Below are 25,710 nucleotides of genomic sequence, written 5' to 3' on the forward strand. Positions count from 1 at the left end.
CCCCGCCCCCCGCCGCCCGCCCCCCCCCCCCCGCCCCCCCCCCCCCCCCCCCCCCCCCCCGCGGGGCCCCCCCCCGCCCCGGGGGGGGGGGGGGCCCCCCCCCCCCCCCGCGGCCGCGGACCCGAGCGGGGTCCGCGGCAGCCGTTCCCGGGAAGCGCCCGAGGTTTCTCCGAGGGCGTTCCCGGGGGCGGTGACTCGTGCCACTGCTTGGCTGGAACGGTTTGGGCGAATCGTTTCCGCACCTCCTGAGCAACACGCAACCCCCTCCACCCACCACAACTCCATACCGGCTCGACTCGCACAGCTTTCGCACCACCTCCAAGACACCCACGTCCATGCCGACGTGTTACCCGACCGGAGGAAGCCGTGGCCCACACGCCCAGGTTTCGCAAAGATGCAGTCGCAGTACCGGAGGAGAAGCACCCGGTCGACGAGACCCTGCCTCCTCTGAAGATGTTCACGAGCGGCCTCCAGCACGTGGCCGCCATGTACGCGGGTGTCGTCGCCCCGCCCATGATCGTCGGCCCCGCCGTCGGACTCTCCGCCACCGAGACGGCGTTCCTGATGGGCGCCTCGCTCTTCACCGCCGGCCTCGCCACCCTCCTCCAGACCCTCGGCTTCTGGAAGATCGGCGCCAAACTCCCCTTCGTCAACGGCGTTTCGTTCGCCGGTGTGACCCCGATGATCGCCATAGGCAAGGGGGAGGGCGCGGACGCCATCCCCGTCATCTTCGGCGCGATCATCGTCGCGGGGATCGTCGGCTTCTTCGCCGCCCCGTACTTCGGGAAGCTCGTCCGCTTCTTCCCGCCGGTCGTCACCGGTACGGTCATCACCCTGATCGGCGTCTCCCTGCTGCCGGTGGCCTTCAACTGGTCCCAGGGCGGCAACCGCACCGCCACCGACTACGGCTCGATGAAGAACATCGGCATGGCGGCCGTCACCCTCGTCATCGTGCTGCTGATGCGCAAGTTCCTGCGCGGCTTCCTGCAGCAGATCTCGATCCTGCTCGGCCTGGTGGCCGGCACGCTGATCGCGCTCCCGCTGGGGATGACCAGCTTCGACGCCGTCAAGAACGCCTCCCTGGTGGGCTTCCCCACCCCGTTCCACTTCGGCGCCCCGCAGTTCCAGGTCGCCGCCATCGTCTCCATGTGCATCGTGATGCTGGTGTGCATGACCGAGTCCACCGCCGACATCCTGGCGCTGGGCAAGATCGTCGGCCGGCCGGCCGACGCGAGGACCATCGAGGGCGGACTGCGCGCGGACACGCTCGGCAGCGCGCTCAGCCCGCTGTTCAACGGCTTCATGTGCAGCGCCTTCGCGCAGAACATCGGGCTCGTGGCGATGACCAAGGTGCGCAGCCGGTTCGTCGTCGCCGCGGGCGGCGGCATCCTGATCCTGCTGGGCCTGTGCCCGATGGCCGCCTCCGTCATCGGAGTGGTCCCGCTGCCGGTGCTCGGCGGCGCCGGGATCGTCCTGTTCGGCTCGGTCGCCGCCAGCGGCATCCAGACCCTGGCGGGCGCGGCCATGGAGAAGGGCGAGAACGCCCTGATCGTCGCCGCCTCGGTCGGCATCGGCCTGATCCCGATCGCGGCGCCGGATTTCTACCACGCGTTCCCGAAGGACCTGCTGGTCGTCCTGGACTCCGGCATCAGCACCGGCTGCGTGGTGGCCATCGTGCTCAACCTGGCCTTCAACCACTTCGGTGTCCGGCGGTCCGCCGCCGCCGTACCGGAACCGGTCCCGGCACACTGACCCGGCCCCCGGGGCCGCCCTCGGCCGGTGCGTACGCCACCCACTGCGGGTGTGGCGTACGCACCGGCCGTTCTCCCGTCAGCGGGCGGGATCTCCCGTCAGCCGGCGGGGCCGTCGGTGGACGGAGGGGTCCAGAGCATGAGGTTGCTCATCAGCTCCGCCTGCTCGATGGCGTCGTCCAGTGCGTGGTGGGTGTGCCTGCGGGCGGAGAGCAGTTCGCGCGGCATGCGGCCCTTGACCGCCGCCCGCAGCGGGACCCGCGCCTTGGTCGCGTACAGGGTCTTCATGTCCAGGCAGCCGGAGTGCCCGAAGGGGCTGTCGCCGCCGAAGGTCATCAAGTACCAGTACAGGAAGGTCCAGTCGAAGGAGGCCGGGTAGCCGCACATCACGGGCTGCGCCCCGGCCTCGGCGGAGACCTCCCGTACCCACGCGCGGAACTCCGCCATGGCCGCCGCCGGTTCGGCGCCCTCCCGGAGCAGCCGGTCCCGGTCGAGCCCGCTGACGGCGAGCGCCTCGGGTACGTACTGCTCGCTGATCGGCCGGAGTTCCCGGTAGAAGGTGTCCCGTTCGGGGTCCGCGGCCGTATACGAAGCGCCGTCCTGCCGTCCCGCGACGGCGGCCCCGAAGCTGATCATCGAGTACGGGCCGGGGATCGGGCCGTCGGCTTCGATGTCGACGGAGATGTAGAGGCTGGGGCGTGCGGTACGGGCCGGCATGAGCGCGATCATGCCAGCCCGCGCCGCCGCGCTCATCCGGTTTTGCCGGCGGACGGCACCGCTACGCGGCGGCCTTCGGCCGCGCGGGGGTCCGGGGCGAGGACATCCGGTCCACCACGCGCACGACCATGCGGCGGCTCGCGAACCGCCCGCTCAGGGTCATGATCCGGTTCATGGCCCCGGAGACCACGCTCGGCGGCGGGTTCCTCCGGTCCAGCGCCTTCAGCGCGGTGCGCACGACCTGTTCGGAGGTCTGCATCTTGGTGCCGCCGGCGGCGTTCTCCGTGCCGACCACGTCGAAGAACTCCGTCCTCGTCGCGCCGGGCGACAGCGCCATGACGCGCAGGCCGGTGCCCCGGGACTCCTGCCAGAGGGCCTCGGTGAAGCTGAGGACGAAGGCCTTGGTGGCGCCGTAGACGGCCATGTTCGGGACGGGCTGGTAGGCGGCCGCGCTGGCGAGGTTGACCAGGACGCCCTCGCCGCGGCTGCGCAGCGGGCCGATGAAGGCCCGGCTGATGTCGACGACGGCCATCACGTCGAGGGCCACCTCCTGGCGGACCCGCTGCGGATCCTCCTCGTGGAAGCGCCCGTACGTGCCGAAGCCGGCGTTGTTGACGACGCTGGAGACCGTGATCCCGCGCCGCTCGACCTCGGCGGCCAGCAGCTCACCGCACCCGTCGACGGCCAGGTCCATGGCGAGCGGCTCCACCCTGACGCCGTGCGCCGCGGACAGCTGCGCGGCGAGCGCCTTCAGGCGGTCCTCCCGGCGGGCGACGAGCACGAGGTCGGATCCCCGCGCGGCGAGCTGGCGTGCGAACTCGGCGCCCAGGCCCGAGCTCGCGCCGGTGATCAGGGTGGTCCTGCCTCGGTAGTCGACCGCGTTCACAGTGGCTCCTGCCCATGGATGACAACGTCTGTCTTCACTGTATGCCCGCTTGGCAGTGACTGCCAAGCGGGCAGTAGAGGCCAGCCTGGCGGTCCGCCTATATGCTGGCCCGATGGGGACAACCGCAACGCAGTCGAGCCTGTGGGACCGCTCCCGGCAGGCCGTGGTCGCGAGCATCTTCGACACGGCCATGCGGCTCTTCGCCGAGCAGGGGTACGAGGCCACGACCATCGCGCAGATAGCCAAGGAGGCGGGCATCTCGCAGCGGTCGCTGTTCCGGTACTTCGGTACCAAGGAGGACATCGTCTGCGGCGAGCAGGAGGAGCTCGGCGAGCTGCTGCGTGCGACGGTGGAGGCCCAGCCGGCGGCCGCCACTCCGTGGGAGGCCCTGCGCGCCGGTTTCGAGGTGCTCATGGAGGCGCACGGCGACCCCGGCCGGCTGCTGGAGATCACGACGCTGATCTTCGACACCCCGCCGCTGCGCGCCCGCTACACGCAGAAGCGGCTGCGCTGGCAGGAGTTGGTGCAGCCCGCGGTCACGGCCCGGATGGCCGCCGGGCAGGGCCCGGTGCCGCAGGTGCGCGCCGCGGCGGTGACCGCGACCGTCTTCGCCTGCGTGGACGCGGCCACCGAGGTCTGGGTCCGCAGCGGCGGCAGCGCCGACCTGACCGTCCTCTACGACGAGGCGCTGGCCGCCGTACGGGGCTGACGGCGGCCGCGGGGACGGCAGGGCGGGGACGGAAGTACGGAAGTACGGAAGTGCGGAGACGGGTGCGCGGAGACGGGAAAGGGCGCCCGCGGAGTCTCCGCAGGCGCCCCGGACCCGGAACGCACCCGTCAGGGGGCGGACGTCAGGAACATGCCCGTGTGGTCCGCTCCGGCGGTGTTCTTGCAGCTGGACGCGGAGTCCGCGGGCTGGGCGACGGCGAGGTTCAGGCAGCGCCCGACCGCCAGCTGGCCGAAGTAGTTCGGGTGCATGGACTCCTGGACCAGCCCCTGCGTCTCGCTGCTGTCGATCCAGCGCGCCCACTCGCTCGTCTTCGCCGACGCGGGCGCCGAGCTGCTCACCTGCTTGCTGGCCTTCGCGCACACCTCACGGCCCTGCATCATGTCCCGCAGGTCCAGGAACTGCACGCCCTTGGCGGCGGCAACCGCCTTGAGGCGGCCCGCGATCTGCGGCACGAGCGAATCGCGCGCCCAGTCGGAGTCCCGGTTCCAGAACGGGCAGCCGCCGGTGTTCAGGCGGCTCCAGTCGCTCTGCGTGTACCGGTTCTCGGCCCCGCGCGGGATCGGTGAGGGGTAGGACTGGAGCACGATCCGGTACGAGGAGTCGGTGTACCCGGCGGCCCGCATCACGGCCCGGACCTCGTCGACGGACTTGCCGACGTTCGCCATCACGGCGTCCATCTTCTGGTCGACGCCGTACTGCTGGTCGTCGTAGCAGTAGGAGCCCCACAGGACGAAGTCGAGGGCGCAGTCCTTGATGATGTCGGCGAAGCCGAGGTCGTTGCCGCCGATGGACAGCGCGATGACCTTGACGTTGTCGGTGCGGGCCACGGTGGCGAGCTGATCGGCCTGCGGGGCCTCGCCCTTGAAGGCCACGCCTCCGCTGGAGGCGCGGAAGACGTTCTCGGAAGTCGCCCCGGAGCAGGCCAGGTTCACGGCCACGTCGGCGATGGCCCCGGCGCTCTTGACCTCGGCGGAGTCGGAGCGGTGGCAGCCCCCGGCGGTGCTCCCGTACACCTTGGCGGGGTCGTAGGTGCTCCCGGAGACCCAGGCGCGGTCCGTCCCGGTGCGGTTCCCGCTGTTGGTCAGGCTGTTGCCCTTCCAGCGGCCGGCCTCGCCGGAGATGTAGCTGTCGCCCATGGAGACCACGGCGGTGGGCCCGGTCCCGGGACCGGCCACGGCGGTCCCGGCGGAGCCGGCGACCAGAGCACTGACGGCGAGCGGCAGAACCATCCCGGCCCCCGCGAGTCGTCGCACTCGACTACGGGCCCGGTCCTTGCTGGCGTTGCGGAATCCGATCACGGCGGAACTCCTGCGGTCGGCCATGCCCAAGCCGGAGAGAACTCCGGTGCATGGCTGGGAAAGTGGGGGTACCGCCGGCCGGTGGCATCGGAAAGGTGACACGGCGCGCGTTGTTACCGCTAGGTACAGGAAAGTTACGATGGAGTAACAACCGATCGATCGGTCGGTTCCGGATACGACCACGCCCCCGGCGTCGTGCGACGGCGGGGGCGCAGTGGCGTCGGGAGAGGTGACTACACGGAAGCCAGGGTCAGTTGTTCGCCCACGAGTTCACGGAGGCGATGCCGGGTCTCGGCGTCGGTGGAGTAGATCACCGTGCCGACCATGCCTCGGGTCAGCAGGACCTTGTACGTGTTGCGGATCAGTCGGTCCACGTCGGCATCGCTCGTGGCCTTCTTGAACACGGGATCCTTCGACGCCGTCCGATCGGTCACCCACCGGTCTCCCCGCCACACGAGGTCCGGGCCCAGGATGACGCCGCTCCAGTCGTACTCGAACCCCTGGGCGGTGTAGACGCAGCCGATCTGGCCGAAGCCGGCCGGATCCGTGGCCCACAGGGGCGCCGGGGGAGCGCCGTCGACCGACCGGTCGCCGTATACGTTCCACGGTCGCGCCCAGTCCCCGATGGCCACGTCGGCGGGCAGGGGCCGGCCCGGGACGGTCTTGGTCGTCCACTTCCAGCAGTAGCCGGCCGAGATCCTCGCGCCGTAGTCGTCGCGGCGCCGGGATTCGAGGAACTCCTCCATCTCCCGCGGGCTCTCGGCGACCAGCAGGCTCATCTTGCCGTCCGGCTCCCACCTGACCGGCCCGCCGGCTTCGAGGCCGAGCAGCCGTACCACCCAGGTGAGGTAGGCGTCGCTGCCGCCGCAGCGGAACTGGCTGTCGAGGGGTACGACGCGGCATTCGAGCCCCTTGGCCGCGGCCGCCGCCCGGATGTCGGCCACGGTCCCCATCTCGCCCGGACGCACCACCTGGTGCTCGTCGAGAAGGAAGACGGGGACGCGCGCCACGTCGATCAACTCCGCCACCTGAGGCCTGCCGGTGCGGTGTTCGGCGCGGGTGTAGCGGTTGGCGGACGTCTCCCGGATGCGGTGAGCCTCGTCGCAGATGAGAACGTCGAGGCTGTTCTTCTCCGCCGTCATGAAGCTGTTGAAGTACTTGAAGAGCTCCTGCACCTCCCGCTTGCGTGAACCGGCTACCTTGCGCATCGTCTTGGTGAAGGATTGTGATCCCGTGGCGTGCAGGGTGGGGACGCCCTGCCGGTACATCTCGCCCAGCAATGAGAGCGCGATGACGCTCTTTCCCGTTCCCGGACCGCCCGTGACGATGACGACCTCCTTGTGGTCGGAGCGTTTCGCCCGCTCGACGGCGCCGATCACGGTCCGGTAGGCGACCTGCTGTTCGTCCAGCAGGACGAACCGCTCCCGCTCCCGTACCTCCTCGGCGGCGACCGTCATGAGCTGTACCGACGGACGCGTCTTCCCGGCGAGCAACTCGTCCGCCGCGCGTGCTCCCGACTCGGGTGACAGCCTCGCGCGCAGATAGTCGAGGAATGCCCCGCGGCGGTCGGCCGAAAAGAGCTGTCCGAATCGATCCTCGCCGATCTCGGTGAGGCCCGCCGCGCCGAATTCCGTCGCGTTGTGGAGATACGCCACCCCGTGCAGCCGTTCAGGATGACCGGACAGCGCAGCATTGAAATCCGCGAGATAGCGGCAGTACCGACGGACCTGCTCGATCGGATTGAGCTTCGGGCGGGAATGGGAATCGATGCGGCACAGCATGGGATCGTCGTCGTCAGGGGCGGCCTGGCTCCACTGCTTCAGCTCGACCACCACGTACGAGGGCTCGCCGGTGCTCGGGTGCAGGCCGGCGAGCACGACGTCCGCTCGCTTGCTGGTCAGCGGCAGGCCGTACTCGATCAGCATCTCTACCTGTCCGAGCCCGGCGTCGTTGAGCGCATGGGCGATGACCGGAAGGCTGCGCTCCCACGACCTGGCCTCCGCGGACCCGGGTTTGTGGCCGTGTACGTGGACGAATTGCTCGGTCAGCCGGAAATAGAGAGAGCTGGCGAGAATCTCGGCGGCCACCCCGGCAGCGGAGTCGCGGAACAGCACGGAAAGCCCCCAAGGCAGCACGAAGTACTCGTGCGGGTGGGGGCGTGTCCTTCGGAACTCCGAGGGCGCGGAGCGGAAGCCCGGCGGGCCGCATGGATGTCGAGGCCAACAGTATCGCGGGCACCGAACGTCAGGCCAAAGCCCTCCGGACAGCGAGGGTGCACGTTCTATGATCACCGGGTCATAGCGGATCGACGGGCTTCCGGCCGGACACGCCCCCACCGCGCGGGATTTCTCGTGCCCTGGGGACCTACGTGCTCTTGCTGCAACTCTCCGCCCAGCACCTGCTCCGACTTCATGCCGGTGGTCGGCTGTTGCCGCACATGGCCGCGCGCTGGTTCGAGTTCCGCAAGAAGGAAGCCTCGCCCGGGGAACAGGAGGCCTGGAAGGAGAGCCTGGTCCGCCTCGCCGAGGAACTCGTGGACGCGGGACACGGCGGGGTCCACATGTTCGTGGAATGCCAGCCGGACGGCGTGGACGCACCCGCCGACGTCATCCTGGTCGGAACGCACCCTGAAACGCGTGGGGACTCGCTGCTGATCGTCGAGCTCAAGCGGTGGAATTCCGTGTCCGAGACGGACGATCCGGAGAAGGTGGGCGTTCGCGGATACAAGAAGCCGAAGAAACACCCGAGCGCCCAGGTCCGCGTCCTCGTCGACTATTTCGAGGCCGACTCGGCGGCCCGCGGACTCGCCGTCTCCTACGCGGGGCTCACGTATCTCCACAATGCCACCGATGCCTCGGTGGAGCCGCTGCTCGGGGCCGGCGCGCCGAGAGGGGCGCACGCCCTCTACTTCACGGACGACACCCGCCAAGACCTGCTGGAGGAAGTGGCCGACCGGTTCGCCCGGGAGAGCGGGGCCGCGGCAGCGGGACGCCTGCTCCGGCAACTGGGCCTGCGCAACGCGCCCCTGCTGGAGGCCGTGGCCTTTTCGGAGGGCACCGACACGACCTTCACCCTGAGGGGCGAGCAGCGCACCGTCTGGCGTGATGTGAGCCGGGCCGTGACCCGCGCGAGCGCATCGTCCGACACGTCCGCCGGGCAGGCGGTCTTCCTGGTGAGGGGAGGCGCGGGGACGGGGAAGAGCGCCATCGGGCTCCAACTGCTGCGGCATTTCACCAAGTGCGGGCTGAAGGCCCGGTACGCCACGGGGTCGTACGCCTTCGACGGCTCCCTCAGGGATCTGTTCCGTAAGGACGACGTGCTCTCCGAGGACCAGCTCGCCTACTTCCTCAACTTCGTCGAAGCCCCCGAGCCCCCTCTCGACCTGCTCATCTGCGACGAGGCGCACAGACTGCGGGCGAGATCGGAACGGCAGCACTGGACGGCCGAGCAGCGGGGCAAGCAGCCCCAAGTGGACGAACTGATCCAGGCCGCTCGTGTCACGATCTTCCTCCTCGACGAGAATCAGTCGCTGCGCCGCGACGAGGTGGGCAACAGCGCCCTCATCGCCGAGGCTGCGCACCGGCACGGCCTCGTTCTCGACCCCTACGATCTGCACACCGAGTTCCGCTGCGGAGGAAGTGACAGCTACCGCAACTGGGTGCTGGACCTCTTGGGCATCTCGGGCGAGGCCCCGCAGCCGTGGGCGCCGGACGGACTGATGCACGTCGAGGTCGTGGACAGCGCCGAGGAGCTCGAAGAGATCGTTCTGCGTGAGGAGCGCGACGGCGCCACGGCCCGGATGGTCGCCGGATACGCCTGGCCCTGGAGCGAACCGCATCCGAAGACCAGAGCGCTGCACAAGGACGTCCGCATCGGCGGCTGGCACCGGGCGTGGAACGCCAAGGGAGAGCTGTCCAAGTACGCGGAGGGTGAACCGCCGGCCAAGTACTGGGGGGTGAGACCGCAGGGGATCGGGCAAGTGGGCTGCGTCTACACCGCGCAGGGTCTCGAATGGGACTGGTGCGGCGTCATCATGGGCGACGACATGGTGTGGCGTGAGGGGCGTTGGGTGTTCCGGAAGGGGCGGGCCACGGACCAGGACAAGGAAACCGGGTTGCGGGAGACGAAGAAGCGAGGGTCGATGGACCCGAGGCTTCCCGCGGACCCCGCCGAGTTCGCGCGGCGCGTCCAGAACGCCTATCACGTCCTGCTCACCCGAGCGAGCCGGGCCACGGTCATCCATTCGACGGACGGGCCCACGCAGGACTACCTCAAGGGGCTCGTCGGGACCGTCGACGAACAGGGGCTGAGGCCGACGATCACGGCGCTCTCCGCGGAGGAGCGCTTCGAGCGCATGATGCGGGCGCACGCCGCTCAGCGGGACAGGCGTCGGAGCGGCACCGCGAACACGGACCAGCCGGATCTCTTCGGGTTCTGAAGAGGAGGAAGTGGGCGGCGGGCCGCACGGGCCCGCCGCCGTCCTCACCGGAGTCCGGTGAGGGACGCCGCCAACTGGCCGATCCGGAGCACCAGTTCCGTGGCCAGACCGCCCGCGATACTGAGGGCGAGGTCACGCAACCAGGTGCGCCGGGGGGTCGTGTACTTGACGGGCTCCATGCCTGGCATCTCCTTGAGGGAGTCGGAAGCGGCGGGAAGTCCCCAACCGGGGCACCGGACGTTCCGAGGAACCACGAGCAGCACACCCTCCCGTGAGGGAGGCGAGGCAGCGCCCGCTGACGCTATCTCAAAGTCGGTGGTGGGCGCATCGGTTTTGGCCCCGAACCGGTGCGCGCGCATGCGAAAACACCACCGCCCCCGAGGCCTGGGGCCTGGGGGGCGGTGGTGGGGTTCGGCTGCTGTGCGGGTCAGCCGACCAGTTGGTCGTAGGCGGGGAGGGTGAGGAAGTCCGCGTAGTCCGCGTCCAGGGAGACCTGGAGGAGGAGGTCGTGGGCCTGCTGCCACTTCCCGGCCGCGAAGGCTTCGTCGCCGATCTCGGCGCGGATCGCGGCCAGTTCCCCGGCGGCGATCTCGCGGGTGAGGTCGGCGGTGGCGGTCACGGGTGCGCCGTCGTGCTCGAAGACGACGCCGGCGTTGATCCACTGCCAGATCTGCGAGCGGGAGATCTCGGCCGTGGCCGCGTCCTCCATCAGGCCGAAGATGCCGACGGCGCCCAGGCCGCGCAGCCAGGCCTCGATGTAGCGGATGCCGACCTGGACCGCGTTGCGCAGGCCCTCGTACGTCGGCTTCGCGTCCAGCGAGTCGATCGCGATGAGCTCGCCGGGGGCCACCGAGACGTCCTCGCGCAGCCGGTCCTTCTGGTTCGGCTTCTCGCCGAGGACCGCGTCGAAGGAGGCCATCGCGATCGGGACCAGGTCGGGGTGGGCCACCCACGAGCCGTCGAAGCCGTCGCCCGCCTCGCGGTCCTTGTCGGCCTTGACCTTCTCGAAGGCGATCCGGTTGGCCTCGGCGTCCTTGCGGGACGGGATGAAGGCCGCCATGCCGCCGATGGCGTGCGCGCCGCGCTTGTGGCAGGTGCGGACCAGGAGTTCGGTGTACGCCCGCATGAACGGGGCGGTCATCGTCACCGCGTTGCGGTCCGGGAGGACGAACTTCTCGCCGCCGTCGCGGAAGTTCTTCACGATCGAGAACAGGTAGTCCCAGCGGCCCGCGTTCAGGCCCGCCGCGTGGTCGCGCAGCTCGTAGAGGATCTCCTCCATCTCGTACGCGGCCGTGATGGTCTCGATCAGGACGGTCGCGCGGACCGTGCCCTGCGGGATGCCGACGTAGTCCTGCGAGAAGACGAAGATCTCGTTCCACAGGCGCGCCTCGAGGTGCGACTCCGTCTTCGGCAGGTAGAAGTACGGGCCCTTGCCGAGCTCGATGAGGCGCTTGGCGTTGTGGAAGAAGTACAGGCCGAAGTCGACCAGCGCGCCGGGGACCGGGCGGCCCTCGAACTGGAGGTGGCGCTCCTCCAGGTGCCAGCCGCGCGGGCGCATCACGACGGTCGCCAGCTGCTCGGCGGGCTTGAGGGCGTACGACTTGCCCGTGCGCGGGTCGGTGAAGTCGATGCGGCGCTCGTAGGCGTCGATGAGGTTGAGCTGGCCGAGGACGACGTTCTCCCAGGTGGGGGCGGAGGCGTCCTCGAAGTCGGCGAGCCAGACCTTGGCGCCCGAGTTCAGGGCGTTGACGGTCATCTTGCGGTCGGTCGGACCGGTGATCTCCACACGGCGGTCGTTCAGCGCGGCCGGCGCCGGCGCGACCTTCCAGTCGCCCTCGCGGACCTGTGCGGTGTCCGGGAGGAAGTCGAGGTGGGAGGTGCGGGCGATTTCGGCGCGGCGCTCACCGCGGCGGGCGAGGAGCTCGTCGCGGCGGGGCGTGAACCGCCGGTGGAGCTCGGCCACGAACGCGAGGGCCGCCTCGGTCAGGACTTCGTCCTGCCGGGGCAGGGGCTCGGCGTCGACGATGGCCAGCGATGACGGCGCTGGTGCGGACATATCTGTCACTCCTTCAGCGGCGGTGCCTGGCGGCCGCGGGGAATGCTCGCGCAGGACGGCACGCAGTGCCGTCGGGTGTGGAGAGTTCCGGGATACGGTCGCGGGCGCCGTCTGGGGGTTCAGGGCGCTTCTGACCAGTGGATAGTAATTTCCTTATGGTGGAAGTTCAATGGTTTGTTGATGTCGAGATTCTCTGAGTCGACAGAGTCCTGCCCCCGGTGGCCCTCAGTGCCACCTTCGTCACAGCCCGCTCAACCGCCGCGCGGCCGCCGCTCAAGCCAGTCGTGCCAGGTCGGGCGGGGTGTCGATGTCGAAGGCCTCGGCGATGTCCCCGCACTCCACCAGAGTGAGCTCGTCCGCGTGATCTGTCAGGTGCACCCGCGCGCCCTTGTCTCCCTTCGCCGTCGCCGCGATGTCCGCCCAGCGGTCCGCGCCGAAGAGCACCGGATGCCCGCGCTCCCCGCCGTACGCCGCGGCCACCAGGCTCGCGGGGGAGCGGTACGCCTCCCGGACCCGGGCCACGGCCGCAGCGCCGATCCCCGGCTGGTCGACCAGCGAGACGAGGGCCGCGGCGGCGCCCGTACCGGCGAGGGAGGCGAGCCCGACGCGCAGGGACGAGCCCATGCCCTGCGCCCAGTCCGGGTTGTCCACGACCACGCAGCCGGCCAGGTCCGCCCGCTCGCGGACCTCGGCCGCGGATGCGCCGAGCACCACGTGGAGCGGACCGCAGCCCGCCTCGCGCAGCACCCGTACGGCGTTCTCGACCAGCGGGCGGCCGCGGTACGGGAGCAGCGCCTTGGGGCGCCCGCCCAGGCGCCGGCCGCCGCCGGCGGCGAGGAGCAGGCCCGCGATCACCGGGCGTGCGGTGGAGTGTGTGGTGGGTGGCATGTCAGTGATTCTCGCCCCTGCGGTGCGCTGCGCGGGCGGCGCGCCAAGAGGCGCCGTACGGCGGCCAGGGCGGGCCGAAGGCGCAGCGGCTCGGAGATCCGGTTCTCCGCCGCCGCCGCGAAGGCGCGTTCGTCTCGGTCGGTCAGCTGGGTGTTCATGGCGCTCTCCTTGCCAATCAGGGGCCAATACCGCGAGTCTGGACCCCGATTGGTCTGGTCGGCAGAGCCAATCAGGGGAGGTTGGCATGGCAAACGGGCGAGTCGTCCAGACCGCGGACAGAACCCTCGGCAGTCGCCAGCTCGCGGCGCTGCTGCCCGCCGAGCTGCTGGCCCGCCCCGGCTACCGGTCCCTCGCCGACGCCGTGCGGACGCTGATCCTCGACGGCCGGATCGCCCTGCACGTGCGGCTGCCCGCCGAGCGCGAGCTCGCCGAGGCGCTCGGAGCCAGCCGGGCCACCGTCACCGGGGCCTACGACCTGCTGCGCGAGAGCGGCTACGTCCGCAGCCGGCGCGGCTCCGGCACCTGGACCGAGCTCCCCGAAGGCCACGGCCCGGTCGGCGCGCACCTGCTGGCCGGCTCCGGCGGGTACCTGGCCGACGGGGAACCCGGGATCGACCTGGCCATCGCCGCCCTCGGCGCCCCCGAGGACAGCCTCACCGAGGCCCTCGCCTGGGCCGCGCCCCGGCTCCCCGCCCTCGCCCGCACCCCCGGCTACCACCCCTTCGGGCTGCCCGACCTGCGCACGGCCGTGGCCGAGCGGTTCACCCGGCGCGGGCTGGCGACCCGCCCCGGGCAGATCCTGGTCACGGCCGGGGCCCAGCAGGCGTTCTCGCTGGTCGTGAGCCTGCTGTGCGGGCCCGGAGACCGGGTGGTGACCGAGAACCCCACGTACGCGAACGCCCTCGACGCGCTGCGGCAGGCGCGGCTGCGCACCGGGTCGATCGCGGTCTCCGACGCGGGCTGGGACATGGAGATCGCCGAGTCCACGCTGCGCCAGACCGTGCCGAGGCTGGCCTACGTGGTCCCGGACTTCCACAACCCGACGGGTCTGCTGATGCCGCAGGAGCAGCGGCTGCGGCTGCTGGCCGCGACACGGCGGACCGGGACGTGGCTGGTGGTCGACGAGACCATCGCCGACATCGCCCTGGACGTACCGGCGCCCGCGCCGCTCGCCTCGCTGGCGCCGAGGGGCGGGGCGGAGCACGTGGTGACCATCGGTTCGCTCAGCAAGACCCACTGGGGCGGGCTGCGGGTGGGGTGGGTACGGGCCACCGCGAAGATGATCACGGAGCTGGCGGCGGTGAAGGTGGCCGCGGACATGACGGGCTCGGTGCTGGACCAGCTTGTGGCGCTGCCGCTGCTCGAGGGGCTGGAGCGGACGCTGCCGGCGCGGCTCGCGCAGTTGCGGGGGCAGCGGGAGGCGCTGGAGCGGGCGCTGGAGCGGCACACCCCGGAGTGGTCCTGGGAGCGGGGGCCGGGCGGGCTCTCGCTGTGGGTGGATCTGGGGGAGCCGGTGAGCTCGGCGCTGGCGGAGCGGGCGGGCGCCTGCGGCGTGCACATCGGCAGGGGGGCGCGGTTCGGGGTGGACCCGGGGACCTTCGAGCACCGGCTGCGGATTCCGTACACGCTGGCCGCCGACCGCCTGGACGAGGCCGTACGCCGCCTCGCCGCGGCCTTCCACGACGGGGTCCCGCTGGCTCCGGCGGTGGAGCGGCCGCACTGGGTGGCGTAGCGGGTGTCGTGCGAGCGGGGCGAGGCGCGGCGCGGCCGCACCCCGTAGCGGGGCCCGGCTACGGAGTGCGGATCAGGCGGCGGGAGGTGGCCGCGGCCACGGCCGAGGTGCGGGAGTCGACGCCCAGCTTCGCGTAGATGTGGACCAGGTGGGATTTGACCGTGGCCTGGCTCAGGAAGAGCTTCTTCGAGATCTGCTGGTTCGACAGGCCGTCCGCGACCAGCTGGAGCACCTCCAGCTCCCGCTTCGTCAGCGCCTCCGCCGGCATCCGCATACGGTCCATCAGGCGCAGCGCCACCGCCGGGGCCAGCGCCGACTGGCCCGCCGCCGCCGTGCGGACCGCCGCCGCCAGTTCCTCCGGCGGGGCGTCCTTCAGCAGGTAGCCCGACGCCCCCGCCTCCACCGCCGCCAGGATGTCCGCGTCCGTGTCATACGTGGTCAGGACCAGGACCCGGGGCGCCCCCGGCCGGGCCGTGATCTCGGCCGTGGCCGCCGAGCCGTGCATGCCCGTACCGAACTGGAGGTCCATCAGGACCACGTCCACCGGCTCGGAGGCGGCCAGTTCCACCGCCCGCTCGGCGGTGGCGGCCTCCGCTACCACCGCGAAGTCCGGCTCGGTGTCCAGCACCGCGCGCAGCCCGGCGCGGACCACCGGGTGGTCGTCGGCCAGCAGCAGGCGGATCGTCATCGGGATGCCTCCAGGGACAGCGGCAGGGTGACGGCCACGGCGGTGCCCTGGCCGGGGGAGGACTCGACCGTGAACAGGCCGCCGAGGGTCTCGGCCCGCGAGCGCATGGCGGGGAGTCCGAAGCCCCCCTCGCCGGAGGGGGCGCAGGCGGGGTCGAATCCGGTGCCGTCGTCCACGACGTCCAGCGTCACGGAGGCGTCCATGAAGGTCAGGGTGATCTCGGCGCGGTCCGCGCGGGCGTGGCGCACCACATTGGCCAGCGCCGACTGCGCGATGCGGAGCAGGGCGACCTCGTACGGGGTGGGCAGAACCCGCGGCGCGCCGCTCAGGCAGAACCGCACGCGCGGCCCGGGAGCCGCCGTGCAGAGCCGCTCCAGGGCGGCGGCGAGCGACCCGTGCTCCAGGTCGGGCGGGGTGAGCGCGCGTACGAAACGACGCGCCTCGGCGAGGTTCTCCTGAGCCGCCTCCCGGGCCCGGCCGATGTGCTCCAGGGCCGGGGCGTCCTGCGGAAGCGACCGCTCCGCCGCGCGCAGGAGCAGCTGGATCGAGGAGAGGCCCTGGGCCAGGGTGTCGTGGATCTCGCGGGCCAGGCGTTCGCGTTCCGCCAGGATCCCGGCGTCCCGCTCGGCCGCGGCCAGCTCCGCGCGGGTGGCGATGAGCTCCTCGATCAGCTCGCGGCGGCGTTCGCTCTCGCGGTAGACCGCCTGGTAGCCCAGTACGGTCGCCACCGCCACGGCCCCGCCGAGCAGCGGACCGAGGAAGGCCCCGGGGGAGACCGCGCCGCCCGGCGCGTGCGCCAGGAAGCCGCCGATCGCCGCGCACGCGGTCACCGCGACGGCCGTGACCGCCCAGCGCAGCCGCAGCAGGTGCAGCTCCAGGAAGTACAGCGGGAACGCGATCCACAGCCCGTCGGGGGAGACCACCAGCAGCCCCGCCCACGCCGCGCCGAGCCCGGCCAGCCACACCGCCCCGGCCCGCGGCGAGCGGCGCACCGAGGGGGCCAGCACCCCGGCCGCGTACACGGCGGCCAGCACCGCGCAGGCGGCGACCACCCAGCCGGCGTGCGGCGCGGAGTCGGTGACGGCCCGCCCTGCGGCCAGCGCGAGCAGCCCGCACAGCAGCGCGTGCAGGCACAGGCGCAGCACGCGCGAGACGGGGGTGAGGGGGCGCGGAGCGGGGTGTCGCGGGGTGTGGGCCATGGCCTGAACAGCCTAAACGGGCTCGGGCGGCATCCGGTCAATCGAAAGTTTGATGTGCGGATGCGTCCTTCGATACCAGGATCGCCACCGTGGCGCGATGCCTTGTGCCCACGCGGAAGACCAGGGTGGGGATCATGTTCGTCGCATGGAGAGATCTACGGTTCGCGAAGGGCCGCTTCGCCCTCATGGGCTCGGTCGTACTGCTCATCACACTGCTGGTCGGCCTGCTGTCCGGGCTCACCGCCGGCCTGGCCCGGGAGAACATCTCGGCCGTCACCGGACTGCCCGCCGGCCACCTCGCCTTCGCCGCGCCCGCCGGGGACCAGAAGGTGTCCTTCACCAACTCGCAGGTGTCCGAGAAGGCCTGGCAGGCCTGGCGGGCGCAGCCCGGCGTGAAGTCGGCGCAGCCGCTCGGCATCCGCACCACCAACGCCTCCGCGGGCGCCCGCACCGCCGCGGTCTCCGTCTTCGGCGTCGACCCCGCCGGCCCCCTCCCGCCGCGCGGCGCCGGCCTGTCCCAGGGGCAGGTGGTCCTCACGGAGAAGGCCGCCGCGGAGCTCGGCGGGCTCGCCGCCGGCGGCAAGCTGAAGATCGGCCCGCTGGAGCTGACCGTGGCCGCCGTCTCGGGCACCGCCGCCTACAGCCACACCCCGGTCGTCTGGATGGACCTGGCCGACTGGCAGCGCATCGGCAACCCCGGCACCTCCCTCGACACCCTCGCCACCGTGATCGCGCTCGACACCGACGGATCGGCGGACCTCGCCGCCGGCGACAAGGCGGCGGCCACCAAGGCGCAGACCATCGACGAGGCCCTCGGCGCCATAGGCTCCTACCAGGCCGAGAACGGCTCGCTCCAGCTGATGCTCGGCTTCCTCTTCGCCATCTCCGCCCTGGTCATAGGCGCCTTCTTCACCGTGTGGACGATCCAGCGCAGCGGTGACATCGCCGTGCTGAAGGCCCTGGGCGCCTCCACGCCCTACCTGCTGAAGGACGCCCTCGGCCAGGCCGTCGTCATGCTCGCGATCGGCACCGGGCTCGGCACGGGACTCGCCGCCGGGTTCGGCGCGCTGATCAGCGGGGGCGACGTGCCCTTCGTCCTCGACACCGCGACCGTCCTGGCCCCCGCCGCGATCATGATCGCGCTCGGCGCGCTGGGAGCGGCCCTGTCCATCCGGCGGATCACCGCCGTCGACCCCCTGACCGCCCTCGGGAGCGCCCGATGACCCTGCTCGTGCACGACGTCACGCTCACCTACCCGGACGGCGAGAGCCGGCTCACCGCCCTGGACCGGGTCCGCCTGGAGGTGCCCTCGGGCACCCTGACCGCGGTGATAGGCCCCTCCGGCTCCGGCAAGTCCAGCCTGCTGGCCGTCGCCGCCACCCTGGTCACCCCGGACTCCGGTCAGGTGGTGGTGGCCGGCCAGGACACCGCCCGGCTGAACGCGGCCGAGAAGTCGGCCCTGCGCCGCGAGAAGATCGGCATCGTCTTCCAGCAGCCGAACCTGCTGGCCTCGCTCACCGCGGCCGAGCAGCTCCAGGTGATGGCCCACCTGTCGGGCCGCCCCTCGCGGACGCTGCGCCGCCGGGCGCTGGACCTGCTGGACGCGGTGGGGCTGGCCGACAAGGCCGACAAGCGGCCCCACCAGCTCTCCGGCGGCCAGCGGCAGCGGGTCAACATCGCCCGCGCCCTGATGAACGAGCCGGCCGTGCTCCTGGTCGACGAGCCCACGAGCGCCCTGGACCACGAGCGCGGGGCGGCCGTCCTCGACCTCCTGGTCACCCTGACCCGCGAGCGCTCCACCGCGACCGTGCTGGTCACCCACGACCACGCCCACCTGGAGCGGATGGACCGGACGGCGACGATGACGGACGGCCGCCTGACGCAGGCGGCGCAGCGGGAGTCGGCGTCCGAGGCGGTCCGGGCCGTCTGAGCGCCGTACGCCCACGGCCGGGACCCCGGCCGTACGCGAAGGCCCCGGCCCCCTCGCACCAGAGGGGGCCGGGGCCTTCGTACGTACAGTGCTTCGCGTCCGTACGGTCCTACGCGGGGTTCTGGCTCTGCAGCGCCACGGACAGCTCGGCCGCGACGTTCTGCAGGATCGGCACGAAGGACTCGGCCACGGCCTCGGTCACCCGGCCCGCCGGACCCGAGATGGAGATCGCGGCGGCGGTCGGCGAGTTCGGCACCGACACGGCCAGGCAGCGGACCCCTATCTCCTGCTCGTTGTCGTCGACCGCGTAGCCCGCCTTGCGGACCTGCTCCAGGGCCTCCAGGAAGCCCTCCGGCGTGGTGATGGTCTTCTCGGTCGCGGCCGGCATTCCGGTGCGCGCCAGCAGCGCCCGTACCTCGTCGGCGGGGGTGTACGCGAGCAGTGCCTTGCCCACGCCGGTGGAGTGCGGCAGCACCCGGCGGCCGACCTCGGTGAACATGCGCATGGAGTGCTTGGAGGGCACCTGGGCGACGTAGACGATCTCGTCCCCGTCGAGCAGGGCCATGTTCGCCGTCTCGCCGGTCTCCTCGACCAGGCGGGCCAGGTACGGCCGCGCCCAGGTCCCCAGCAGGCGCGACGCGGACTCGCCGAGGCGGATCAGGCGGGGGCCGAGGGAGTACCGTCGGTTGGGCTGCTGCCGGACGTAGCCGCATGCCACGAGGGTGCGCATGAGGCGGTGGATGGTGGGCAGCGGCAGACCGCTGGCGGTGGAGAGCTCGCTGAGGCCGACCTCGCCCCCGGCATCGGCCATGCGTTCAAGCAGATCGAAGGCGCGCTCAAGGGACTGAACGCCACCGCTGGCGGCGGTGGGCTTCGAGGAAGCGTCGGTGGTGCTGGCGCTGGACGTCGGCACGGCGCGGTCCTTTCGGTGCTGGCAGGCAAGGAAGCAGCCTACCGGTCGGTCGGCGTCGGCCCTAGAGCCGGGTCGAAGCCGTCCCCGCCGGTCAGAGGGGGTTTGTCCGGGTCGCGGACGTCCTCGGGAAGTTACCCGCCCGCCCCCCGGTGGTGGTAGCTACATTCTGGATAGTGAAATCTTAATTCCATCCTGTGGAAACATCCAATTGCGGTACCGGTGTGTCGGTGCTCTGTCCGGTGGCTCTTGACTGGCCCCGGATCGGCGGCGAGACTCCGTCAACAGAACGTTGAATTTCGCTCTGTGGAAGTAGATGGGGAGGTTCCGGCGTGTCCGACGACGTGGAACTGGTACTGCGCTCGACTCGCGTCATCACCCCCGGGGGGACGCGCGCCGCTTCGGTCGCCGTCGCCGCCGGGAAGATCGTCGCCGTACTGCCGCACGACGCCGAGGTGCCGGCCGGCGCCCGGCTGGAGGACTTCGGCGACGACGTCCTGCTCCCCGGCCTGGTCGACACCCACGTGCACGTGAACGACCCGGGCCGCACCGAGTGGGAGGGCTTCTGGACGGCCACCCGCGCCGCCGCGGCCGGAGGCATCACCACGATCCTCGACATGCCGCTGAACTCCCTGCCGCCGACCACCACGGTCGACAACCTCCGCGTCAAGCAGGAGGTCGCCCGCGCCAAGGCGCACGTGGACGTCGGCTTCTGGGGCGGCGCCCTGCCGGACAACGTCAAGGACCTGGCGCCGCTGCACGACGCGGGCGTCTACGGGTTCAAGTGCTTCCTGTCGCCCTCCGGCGTCGACGAGTTCCCCGAGCTCGACCAGGAGCAGCTGGCCACCTCCCTCGCCGAGATCACCGGCTTCGGCGGCCTGATGATCGTGCACGCCGAGGACCCGCACCACCTGGACTCCGCCCCGGTCGTCCCCGGTCCCAAGTACGCCGACTTCCTCGCCTCCCGCCCGCGCGACGCCGAGAACACCGCGATCGGCAACCTGATCGCGCAGGCGAAGCGGCTGGACGCGCGCGTCCACGTCCTGCACCTGTCCTCCTCCGACGCGCTGCCGCTGATCGCCGCCGCCAAGGCCGAGGGCGTCAAGATCACCGTCGAGTCCTGCCCGCACTACCTCACCCTCACGGCCGAGGAAGTGCCCGACGGCGCCAGCGAGTTCAAGTGCTGCCCGCCCATCCGCGAGGCCGCCAACCAGGACCTCCTGTGGGACGCGCTCGCCGACGGCACCATCGACTGCATCGTCTCCGACCACTCGCCCTCCACCGCGGACCTGAAGACCAGCGACTTCTCCACCGCGTGGGGCGGCATCTCCTCCCTCCAGCTGGGCCTGCCGGCCATCTGGACCGAGGCGCGCCGCCGCGGCCGGACCCTGGAGGACGTGGTGCGCTGGATGTCCGCGGCCCCGGCCGCGCTCGCCGGCCTGGCGCAGAAGGGCGCGATCGAGGCCGGCCGCGACGCCGACTTCGCCGTGCTCGCCCCCGAAGAAACGTTCACCGTGGACCCGGCCGAACTCCACCACCGCAACCAGGTCACGGCGTACGCGGGCAAGACCCTGCACGGCGTCGTGAAGTCCACCTGGCTGCGCGGTGCGCGGATCGCCGACCACGGCACCCCGACCGAGCCCACGGGCCTCCTCCTCGAAAGGCAGAACTGACCAGTGGCGATTGAATCCTTCACCGGCAACGCGAACCCGTACGGAGGCGGCGACCCGTACGCGGACTACCGCACCGCGGACTTCCCCTTCACCCAGTACGCCAACCTCGCCGCCCGTGAGCTGGGCGCCGGTGTCATCGCCGCCAACGACGAGTTCTTCGCCCAGCGCGAGAACCTGCTGATCTCCGAGGCCGCGCACTTCGACCCCGAGGACTTCGGCCACAAGGGCAAGGTCATGGACGGCTGGGAGACCCGCCGCCGCCGCGGCGTCTCGGCCACCCAGCCCTGGCCGACCCCCGAGGACCACGACTGGGCGCTCGTACGCCTGGGCGCCCCCGGCGTCATCCGCGGCATCGTCGTCGACACCGCCCACTTCCGCGGCAACATGCCGCAGGCCGTCTCCGTCGAGGCCACCAACTGGGAGAGCGCCCTCGCGCCGACCCCGGAGGAGCTCCAGGGCGACGGCGTGAAGTGGACGACCATCGTCCCCCGCACCCCGGTCGGCGGCCACGCGGCCAACGGCTTCGAGGTGGACGTGGAGCAGCGCTTCACGCACCTGCGCGTCAACCAGCACCCCGACGGCGGCATCGCCCGCCTGCGCGTCTACGGCGAGGTCCTGCCCGACCCGAAGTGGCTCGACGCGCTCGGCTCCTTCGACGTCGTCGCCCTGGAGAACGGCGGCTCCGTCCAGGACGCCTCCAACCGCTTCTACTCCCCGCCGACCAACACCATCAACCCGGGCCGCTCCCGCAAGATGGACGACGGCTGGGAGACCGCCCGCCGCCGCGACAACGGCAACGACTGGATCCGCTACCAGCTGGTGGCCGACTCCGAGATCCGCGCCGTCGAGATCGACACCGCCTACCTCAAGGGCAACTCGGCCGGCTGGGCCTCGCTGTCCGTCAAGTCCGGCGAGGAGGGCGAGTGGACGGAGTTCCTGCCGCGCACCCGCCTGCAGCCCGACACCAACCACCGCTTCGTCCTGGACACCCCGGCGGTCGGCACCCACGTGCGGATCGACATCTTCCCGGACGGCGGCTTCTCCCGCCTGCGCCTGTACGGCTCGCTGACGGAGGCCGGCGCGGCCGCGCTGACCGCCCGCCACCAGGAGCTGGGCGGCTGATCCCGCCCCCGCGACCGCCCCGGGGGCCGACACCCCCGGGGCGTGCACAACAGGCCCGCAGGGGTGCGCCGTTCGACGGCGCGCCCCCGCGGCGTTCCCGGCCGCCGGGCCGCTACCCTTCGGCTGTCGCAGTCACCCGGGGGAGGGCGAGGGCATGGCAGCCGAAGGGCCGCGCACGAGGGAGCAGCGCCGCGAGGACACGCTGAGCCGGTTCGAGAAGGACGTCGACGTCTGGGTGGCCACCGCGGACGCCGAGGGGGTGCCCTGCCTGGTACCCCTGTCCTTCCGGTGGGACGGCGCGACCTTCCTGATGTCGACCGGCCGCAACCTGCCGACCGGACGGAACCTGGCCTCGAGCGGACGGGTGCGGCTGGCTTTCGGCGCGACCCGCGACGTGGTGCTCGCGGAGGGCGCCGTGACCCGGCTGGAGGCTGCGGAGCTCGGGCCCGGCGAGATCGAGGCCTTCGCGGCCCGCACCGGCTTCGACCCGAGCGGCCTCAAGACGCCCTACCCGTACTTCCGGGTCGTGCCGGTGTGGATCCAGGCCTGGCGCGAGGCCGACGAGATCGAGGGCCGTGACCTGATGAAGGACGGCCGCTGGCTGGTCTGAGCACCGCGGGGGCCGAGGACCGCGGCTGTCGGCGGGCCGCCGGGCCGGCGGCCCGCCGCGGGCCGGACCCGGCCTACGCCGCGTGCCCGCCGTCCACCGCGAACTCGGCGCCCGTCACATAGGCGGCGTCCGGGCCCGCGAGGAAGGACACCAGGCCCGCCACCTCCTGTGCGGTGCCGAAGCGACCGAGGGCCGTCAGCGCGCTCTGCGCGGCGGCGTACGGGCCGTCCGCCGGGTTCATGTCGGTGTCCACCGGGCCCGGGTGCACGAGGTTCGCCGTGATGCCGCGCCCGCCGAGCTCCCGCGCCAGCGCCTTGTTCAGGCCGATCAGCGCGGCCTTGCTCATCGCGTACAGGGCGCCGCCGGGGCCGGGGACCCGCGCGGCCATGCAGCTGCCGATGGTGATGATCCGCCCGCCCGAACCCATGCGGGCGGCCGCGGCCTGCGTGGTCAGGAACGCGCCGCGCACGTTGACCGCCAGGACCCGGTCCACATCGGCCAGGGTCAGGGCCTCCAGCGGCCCGAGCACACCGATGCCCGCGTTGTTGACCAGTGCGTCGATCCGCCCCAGGCCCCGTACGGTCTCCTCCACCGCCGCGACCGCCTGCGCCGGATCGCCCACGTCGGCCCGGACCGCCAGGGCGCGCCCGCCGAGCGCCTCGATCTTCCCCGCGACCTCGGCGGCGGCCTCCGCGCCGTGGACGTACGTGAGGGCGACGTCGGCCCCGTCCCGCGCCAGCCGCAGGGCGGTGGCCGCCCCGATCCCCCGGCTGCCGCCGGTCACCAGTGCCACCGTGCCGCTGCTGCCCATGGTCTTCCCCTTTGCTCTCGCCCGACAAGTGGTTGCGGGTTCAATGAAACGAGCGGCGGGGCGAGAGCGCTGGCGGGAATCGGACGTCGCGTTCGTGCGCGTCGCCCCGATGAGTTCCGGGGTGCCCGGGAGTCTGAACACGTGCAGCAGGCACCGGACACAAGGAGCGCAGAGCCATGGGCAAGCTGACCCTCACCACCTTCGTGACCCTCGACGGCGTCATGCAGGCCCCCGGCGGGCCGGAGGAGGACCCCAGCGGCGGGTTCGCCTACGGCGGCTGGCTGGTGCCGTTCAGCGACGAGGGCATGGGGGTGTTCATGAACGAGGTGTTCGACCGGGCCGGGGCCTTCCTGCTCGGGCGCCGCACGTACGACATCTTCGCCGACTACTGGCCGAAGGTGACCGACCCCGCGCACCCGATCGCGAGCCGGCTCAACGGGCTGCCGAAGTACGTCGCCTCGACCACCCTCGAGGAGCCGGCCTGGGCCGGGACCACGGTCATCGACGGCGAACACCTCCAGGCCGAGATCATGCGGGTCAAGGACGCGCTGGAGGGGAGCCGGGAGCTCCAGGTGCACGGCAGCGGGGCGCTGGCCCAGTGGCTGCTGGTGCGGGACCTCGTGGACGAGCTGAACCTGCTGGTGTTCCCCGTCTTCCTGGGCGCCGGGCAGCGGCTGTTCCCCACGGGCGGGCTGCCGACGGCCTTCGAGCTGGCCGCCTCGCGCACGACGCCGAACGGCACGGCGATCCTCACGTACCGCCCGACGGGCCGGGCCACGTTCGGCACCTTCGTCTGACCTCTGACCTCTGACCTCTGACCCGGCGACCGCCCGCCGGGCCCGGGCAGGGGCGGCCCGGCGGGCGGCGGCGCGCCGTCCGCCGGCCGTCCGGGGTCGCCGAGCCGTGAGCGCATGACATGTGTGTGAATTCATGATCACGAATGACCTTGAATGGCTCTCGATGTCCTCCAATGTCGGGCGCATGACCGGAAATTGATGGTTCCAGCACGCAGTGGTCGCAATTAATCTGACCGCATGCCACAACCGGACATCAGCGTGAACGACGCCGACTTCCACGCGGACCCCTACGCCTTCTACGCCCGGCTGCGGGCGACGGGCCCGGTGCACCGGGTCGAGGTCACCGCCGCGGAGTACGCGCCCACGTTCCTGGTCGTCGGGTACGAGGAGTCCCGCCGGGCGCTCAACCACCCGGGTCTGCTGAAGAACTGGACCGGCAGCGGGGTCCTGCCGGGCGTCGCGACCACCGCTGCCAACAGCAACATGCTGGAGGCCGACCCGCCGCACCACACCCGGCTGCGCCGCCTGGTCGCCCGCGAGTTCACCTCCCGCCGCGTGCAGGCCATGCGCCCCCGCGTCCAGCGGATCACCGACGAACTGCTCGACGCGATGGCCGCCCGCCCGCAGCGCGGGGCCGACCTGATCAAGGCCCTCGCCTTCCCGCTGCCCATGACCGTCATCGGTGAACTCCTCGGCGTCCCCGACCTGGACCGCGAGCGCTTCAGCCACTGGTCGAAGGAGGTCCTCGCCCCCACCTCCGTGACCCCGAGCACCACCGCGCACCAGAAGCTCGGCGACTACCTCGCGGAGCTCGTCGAGGCCAGGGCCGAGGAGCCCGGCGAGGACCTGCTCAGCGCCCTCATCCGGACCCGCGACGAGGACGGCGACGCGCTGTCGCCCGACGAGCTGATCGGCATGGCCTTCCTGCTGCTGATCGCGGGCCACGAGACCACCGTCAACCTCATCTCCAACGGCACCCGCGCCCTGCTGGCCCACCCCGACCAACTCGCCGCCCTGCGCGCCGACTACGACGGCCTCCTCGACGGCGCCATCGAGGAGATGCTCCGCTACGACGGGCCGGTGCAGAACACCACCTACCGCTACGCCCGCGAGGACATGGAGCTCGGCGGCACCGCCATCCCGGCCGGCGCCACCGTCCTCGTCTCGCTGGCCGGCGCGGACCGCGACCCCGGGCGGTACGAGGCCCCCGACACCTTCGACATCCGGCGCGCCCCGCAGGGCCACCTCGCCTTCGGGCACGGGCTGCACTTCTGCATCGGGGCCCCGCTCGCCCGCATGGAGGGCCGCATCGCGCTCCGCGGGCTGCTGGAGCGCTTCCCGGACCTCGCCGAGGACCCGGCCGAGGAGGCGCCGACGTACATCGGGGGCAGCCTGATCCGGGGCGTGACCCGGCTCCCGGTGCGCTGGTAGCCGCCGCCCGTGACCGCTTCCGTACCGCCGCCGCCCGCGCCCC

Annotated in this window: 22 protein-coding genes; 11 read left to right on the forward strand and 11 right to left on the reverse strand. The window is 71.9% G+C overall.

All coding sequences use genetic code 11. The features are described from left to right. Positions 1-366 precede the first annotated feature (366 nt). The gene (locus ACFYZS_RS19010; protein WP_389013488.1) at positions 367-1,752 is read left to right on the forward strand and encodes a nucleobase:cation symporter-2 family protein; all 1,386 of its coding nucleotides are present in this window, start codon (positions 367-369) and stop codon (positions 1,750-1,752) included. 98 nt (positions 1,753-1,850) lie between these two features. Here the strand turns inward: ACFYZS_RS19010 and ACFYZS_RS19015 are convergent, their stop codons facing one another. Next, positions 1,851-2,468 (reverse strand): 3'-5' exoribonuclease domain-containing protein, encoded by a 618-nt coding sequence (locus ACFYZS_RS19015; RefSeq protein WP_389013491.1) that lies wholly within the window; start codon positions 2,466-2,468, stop codon positions 1,851-1,853. Positions 2,469-2,529: 61 nt separating this feature from the next. Further along, positions 2,530-3,354, reverse strand: coding sequence for an SDR family NAD(P)-dependent oxidoreductase (locus tag ACFYZS_RS19020; RefSeq protein ID WP_389013494.1), 825 nt, complete (start codon positions 3,352-3,354; stop codon positions 2,530-2,532). A gap of 112 nt (positions 3,355-3,466) precedes the next feature. Here ACFYZS_RS19020 and ACFYZS_RS19025 point away from each other — a divergent pair, with 112 nt between their 5' ends. Continuing rightward, positions 3,467-4,063, forward strand: coding sequence for a TetR/AcrR family transcriptional regulator (locus tag ACFYZS_RS19025; RefSeq protein ID WP_389013497.1), 597 nt, complete (start codon positions 3,467-3,469; stop codon positions 4,061-4,063). A 128-nt stretch (positions 4,064-4,191) separates the two neighbouring features. Here the strand turns inward: ACFYZS_RS19025 and ACFYZS_RS19030 are convergent, their stop codons facing one another. Both ACFYZS_RS19030 and ACFYZS_RS19035 read right to left on the reverse strand, forming a co-directional pair. After that, positions 4,192-5,382, reverse strand: coding sequence for a GDSL-type esterase/lipase family protein (locus ACFYZS_RS19030; RefSeq protein WP_389013500.1), 1,191 nt, complete (start codon positions 5,380-5,382; stop codon positions 4,192-4,194). A gap of 233 nt (positions 5,383-5,615) precedes the next feature. After that, positions 5,616-7,496: a DNA/RNA helicase domain-containing protein gene (locus ACFYZS_RS19035; RefSeq protein ID WP_389013502.1), complete on the reverse strand. Its 1,881-nt coding sequence runs from the start codon at positions 7,494-7,496 to the stop codon at positions 5,616-5,618. A gap of 254 nt (positions 7,497-7,750) precedes the next feature. Here ACFYZS_RS19035 and ACFYZS_RS19040 point away from each other — a divergent pair, with 254 nt between their 5' ends. Further along, positions 7,751-9,820 carry a DUF2075 domain-containing protein gene (locus ACFYZS_RS19040; protein ID WP_389013505.1) on the forward strand — a complete coding sequence of 690 codons (2,070 nt, stop codon included), beginning with the start codon at positions 7,751-7,753 and terminating at the stop codon, positions 9,818-9,820. Between the two features lie 44 nt (positions 9,821-9,864). Here the strand turns inward: ACFYZS_RS19040 and ACFYZS_RS19045 are convergent, their stop codons facing one another. The 3 genes from ACFYZS_RS19045 to ACFYZS_RS19055 form a co-directional block, all read right to left on the reverse strand. Next, positions 9,865-9,999 (reverse strand): DUF6408 family protein, encoded by a 135-nt coding sequence (locus ACFYZS_RS19045; RefSeq protein WP_389013507.1) that lies wholly within the window; start codon positions 9,997-9,999, stop codon positions 9,865-9,867. 248 nt (positions 10,000-10,247) lie between these two features. Then, positions 10,248-11,876 (reverse strand): malate synthase A, encoded by a 1,629-nt coding sequence (aceB, locus tag ACFYZS_RS19050; RefSeq protein ID WP_389013510.1) that lies wholly within the window; start codon positions 11,874-11,876, stop codon positions 10,248-10,250. Positions 11,877-12,149: 273 nt separating this feature from the next. Next, positions 12,150-12,764, reverse strand: coding sequence for an NTP transferase domain-containing protein (locus ACFYZS_RS19055; RefSeq protein WP_389013512.1), 615 nt, complete (start codon positions 12,762-12,764; stop codon positions 12,150-12,152). A 244-nt stretch (positions 12,765-13,008) separates the two neighbouring features. Here ACFYZS_RS19055 and ACFYZS_RS19060 point away from each other — a divergent pair, with 244 nt between their 5' ends. Then, on the forward strand, positions 13,009-14,496 hold the full coding sequence (locus tag ACFYZS_RS19060) for a PLP-dependent aminotransferase family protein (protein WP_389013514.1): 1,488 nt from the start codon (positions 13,009-13,011) through the stop codon (positions 14,494-14,496). A gap of 58 nt (positions 14,497-14,554) precedes the next feature. Here ACFYZS_RS19060 and ACFYZS_RS19065 read toward each other — a convergent pair whose 3' ends face one another. Together ACFYZS_RS19065 and ACFYZS_RS19070 are read right to left on the reverse strand one after the other, a co-directional pair. Continuing rightward, positions 14,555-15,184: a response regulator gene (locus ACFYZS_RS19065; protein ID WP_389013517.1), complete on the reverse strand. Its 630-nt coding sequence runs from the start codon at positions 15,182-15,184 to the stop codon at positions 14,555-14,557. After that, positions 15,181-16,383, reverse strand: a complete 1,203-nt coding sequence (locus ACFYZS_RS19070; RefSeq protein ID WP_389013519.1) for a sensor histidine kinase — start codon at positions 16,381-16,383, stop codon at positions 15,181-15,183. Before ACFYZS_RS19070 ends, ACFYZS_RS19065 begins: the two co-directional genes overlap by 4 nt. A 134-nt stretch (positions 16,384-16,517) precedes the next feature. On the opposite strand from ACFYZS_RS19070, the gene ACFYZS_RS19075 reads away from it, so the two are divergent. Together ACFYZS_RS19075 and ACFYZS_RS19080 are read left to right on the forward strand one after the other, a co-directional pair. Beyond that, entirely contained in the window at positions 16,518-17,606 is a 1,089-nt protein-coding gene (locus ACFYZS_RS19075; RefSeq protein WP_389013522.1) for an ABC transporter permease, read from the forward strand. Beyond that, positions 17,603-18,313 carry an ABC transporter ATP-binding protein gene (locus ACFYZS_RS19080; RefSeq protein ID WP_389013525.1) on the forward strand — a complete coding sequence of 237 codons (711 nt, stop codon included), beginning with the start codon at positions 17,603-17,605 and terminating at the stop codon, positions 18,311-18,313. Before ACFYZS_RS19075 ends, ACFYZS_RS19080 begins: the two co-directional genes overlap by 4 nt. Before the next feature lie 109 nt (positions 18,314-18,422). Here ACFYZS_RS19080 and ACFYZS_RS19085 read toward each other — a convergent pair whose 3' ends face one another. Then, positions 18,423-19,226 (reverse strand): IclR family transcriptional regulator, encoded by an 804-nt coding sequence (locus ACFYZS_RS19085; RefSeq protein ID WP_389013528.1) that lies wholly within the window; start codon positions 19,224-19,226, stop codon positions 18,423-18,425. A gap of 329 nt (positions 19,227-19,555) precedes the next feature. Between ACFYZS_RS19085 and allB the strand changes: the two genes are divergently transcribed. The 3 genes from allB (at position 19,556) to ACFYZS_RS19100 (ending at position 22,628) form a co-directional block, all read left to right on the forward strand. After that, positions 19,556-20,896 carry an allantoinase AllB gene (allB, locus tag ACFYZS_RS19090; protein ID WP_389013532.1) on the forward strand — a complete coding sequence of 447 codons (1,341 nt, stop codon included), beginning with the start codon at positions 19,556-19,558 and terminating at the stop codon, positions 20,894-20,896. A 3-nt stretch (positions 20,897-20,899) separates the two neighbouring features. Next, positions 20,900-22,018, forward strand: coding sequence for an allantoicase (alc, locus tag ACFYZS_RS19095; protein ID WP_389013534.1), 1,119 nt, complete (start codon positions 20,900-20,902; stop codon positions 22,016-22,018). 154 nt (positions 22,019-22,172) lie between these two features. Continuing rightward, positions 22,173-22,628 carry a pyridoxamine 5'-phosphate oxidase family protein gene (locus tag ACFYZS_RS19100; RefSeq protein WP_389013537.1) on the forward strand — a complete coding sequence of 152 codons (456 nt, stop codon included), beginning with the start codon at positions 22,173-22,175 and terminating at the stop codon, positions 22,626-22,628. 73 nt (positions 22,629-22,701) lie between these two features. On the opposite strand, the gene ACFYZS_RS19105 is transcribed toward ACFYZS_RS19100, so the two are convergent. Then, positions 22,702-23,439: a 3-oxoacyl-ACP reductase family protein gene (locus ACFYZS_RS19105; protein ID WP_389013540.1), complete on the reverse strand. Its 738-nt coding sequence runs from the start codon at positions 23,437-23,439 to the stop codon at positions 22,702-22,704. Between the two features lie 176 nt (positions 23,440-23,615). On the opposite strand from ACFYZS_RS19105, the gene ACFYZS_RS19110 reads away from it, so the two are divergent. Together ACFYZS_RS19110 and ACFYZS_RS19115 are read left to right on the forward strand one after the other, a co-directional pair. Continuing rightward, positions 23,616-24,236, forward strand: a complete 621-nt coding sequence (locus ACFYZS_RS19110) for a dihydrofolate reductase family protein (RefSeq protein WP_389013543.1) — start codon at positions 23,616-23,618, stop codon at positions 24,234-24,236. A 237-nt stretch (positions 24,237-24,473) separates the two neighbouring features. Further along, the gene (locus tag ACFYZS_RS19115) at positions 24,474-25,667 is read left to right on the forward strand and encodes a cytochrome P450 (protein WP_389013546.1); all 1,194 of its coding nucleotides are present in this window, start codon (positions 24,474-24,476) and stop codon (positions 25,665-25,667) included. Positions 25,668-25,710: the final 43 nt, after the last annotated feature.

Source organism: Streptomyces sp. NPDC001903 (assembly GCF_042891345.1).
In the GTDB taxonomy this organism is placed as follows: domain Bacteria; phylum Actinomycetota; class Actinomycetes; order Streptomycetales; family Streptomycetaceae; genus Streptomyces.

Excerpts from the sequence above, each read along its gene's own strand:
- ACFYZS_RS19015 (WP_389013491.1), bottom strand. The coding sequence starts at position 2,468 with ATGCCGGCCCGTACCGCACGCCCCAGCCTCTACATCTCCGTCGACATC.
- ACFYZS_RS19025 (WP_389013497.1), top strand. The coding sequence starts at position 3,467 with ATGGGGACAACCGCAACGCAGTCGAGCCTGTGGGACCGCTCCCGGCAG.
- ACFYZS_RS19045 (WP_389013507.1), bottom strand. The coding sequence starts at position 9,999 with ATGGAGCCCGTCAAGTACACGACCCCCCGGCGCACCTGGTTGCGTGAC.
- aceB (WP_389013510.1), bottom strand. The coding sequence starts at position 11,876 with ATGTCCGCACCAGCGCCGTCATCGCTGGCCATCGTCGACGCCGAGCCC.
- ACFYZS_RS19055 (WP_389013512.1), bottom strand. The coding sequence starts at position 12,764 with ATGCCACCCACCACACACTCCACCGCACGCCCGGTGATCGCGGGCCTG.
- ACFYZS_RS19060 (WP_389013514.1), top strand. The coding sequence starts at position 13,009 with ATGGCAAACGGGCGAGTCGTCCAGACCGCGGACAGAACCCTCGGCAGT.
- ACFYZS_RS19065 (WP_389013517.1), bottom strand. The coding sequence starts at position 15,184 with ATGACGATCCGCCTGCTGCTGGCCGACGACCACCCGGTGGTCCGCGCC.
- ACFYZS_RS19070 (WP_389013519.1), bottom strand. The coding sequence starts at position 16,383 with ATGGCCCACACCCCGCGACACCCCGCTCCGCGCCCCCTCACCCCCGTC.
- ACFYZS_RS19075 (WP_389013522.1), top strand. The coding sequence starts at position 16,518 with ATGTTCGTCGCATGGAGAGATCTACGGTTCGCGAAGGGCCGCTTCGCC.
- ACFYZS_RS19080 (WP_389013525.1), top strand. The coding sequence starts at position 17,603 with ATGACCCTGCTCGTGCACGACGTCACGCTCACCTACCCGGACGGCGAG.
- ACFYZS_RS19100 (WP_389013537.1), top strand. The coding sequence starts at position 22,173 with ATGGCAGCCGAAGGGCCGCGCACGAGGGAGCAGCGCCGCGAGGACACG.
- ACFYZS_RS19105 (WP_389013540.1), bottom strand. The coding sequence starts at position 23,439 with ATGGGCAGCAGCGGCACGGTGGCACTGGTGACCGGCGGCAGCCGGGGG.
- ACFYZS_RS19110 (WP_389013543.1), top strand. The coding sequence starts at position 23,616 with ATGGGCAAGCTGACCCTCACCACCTTCGTGACCCTCGACGGCGTCATG.
- ACFYZS_RS19115 (WP_389013546.1), top strand. The coding sequence starts at position 24,474 with ATGCCACAACCGGACATCAGCGTGAACGACGCCGACTTCCACGCGGAC.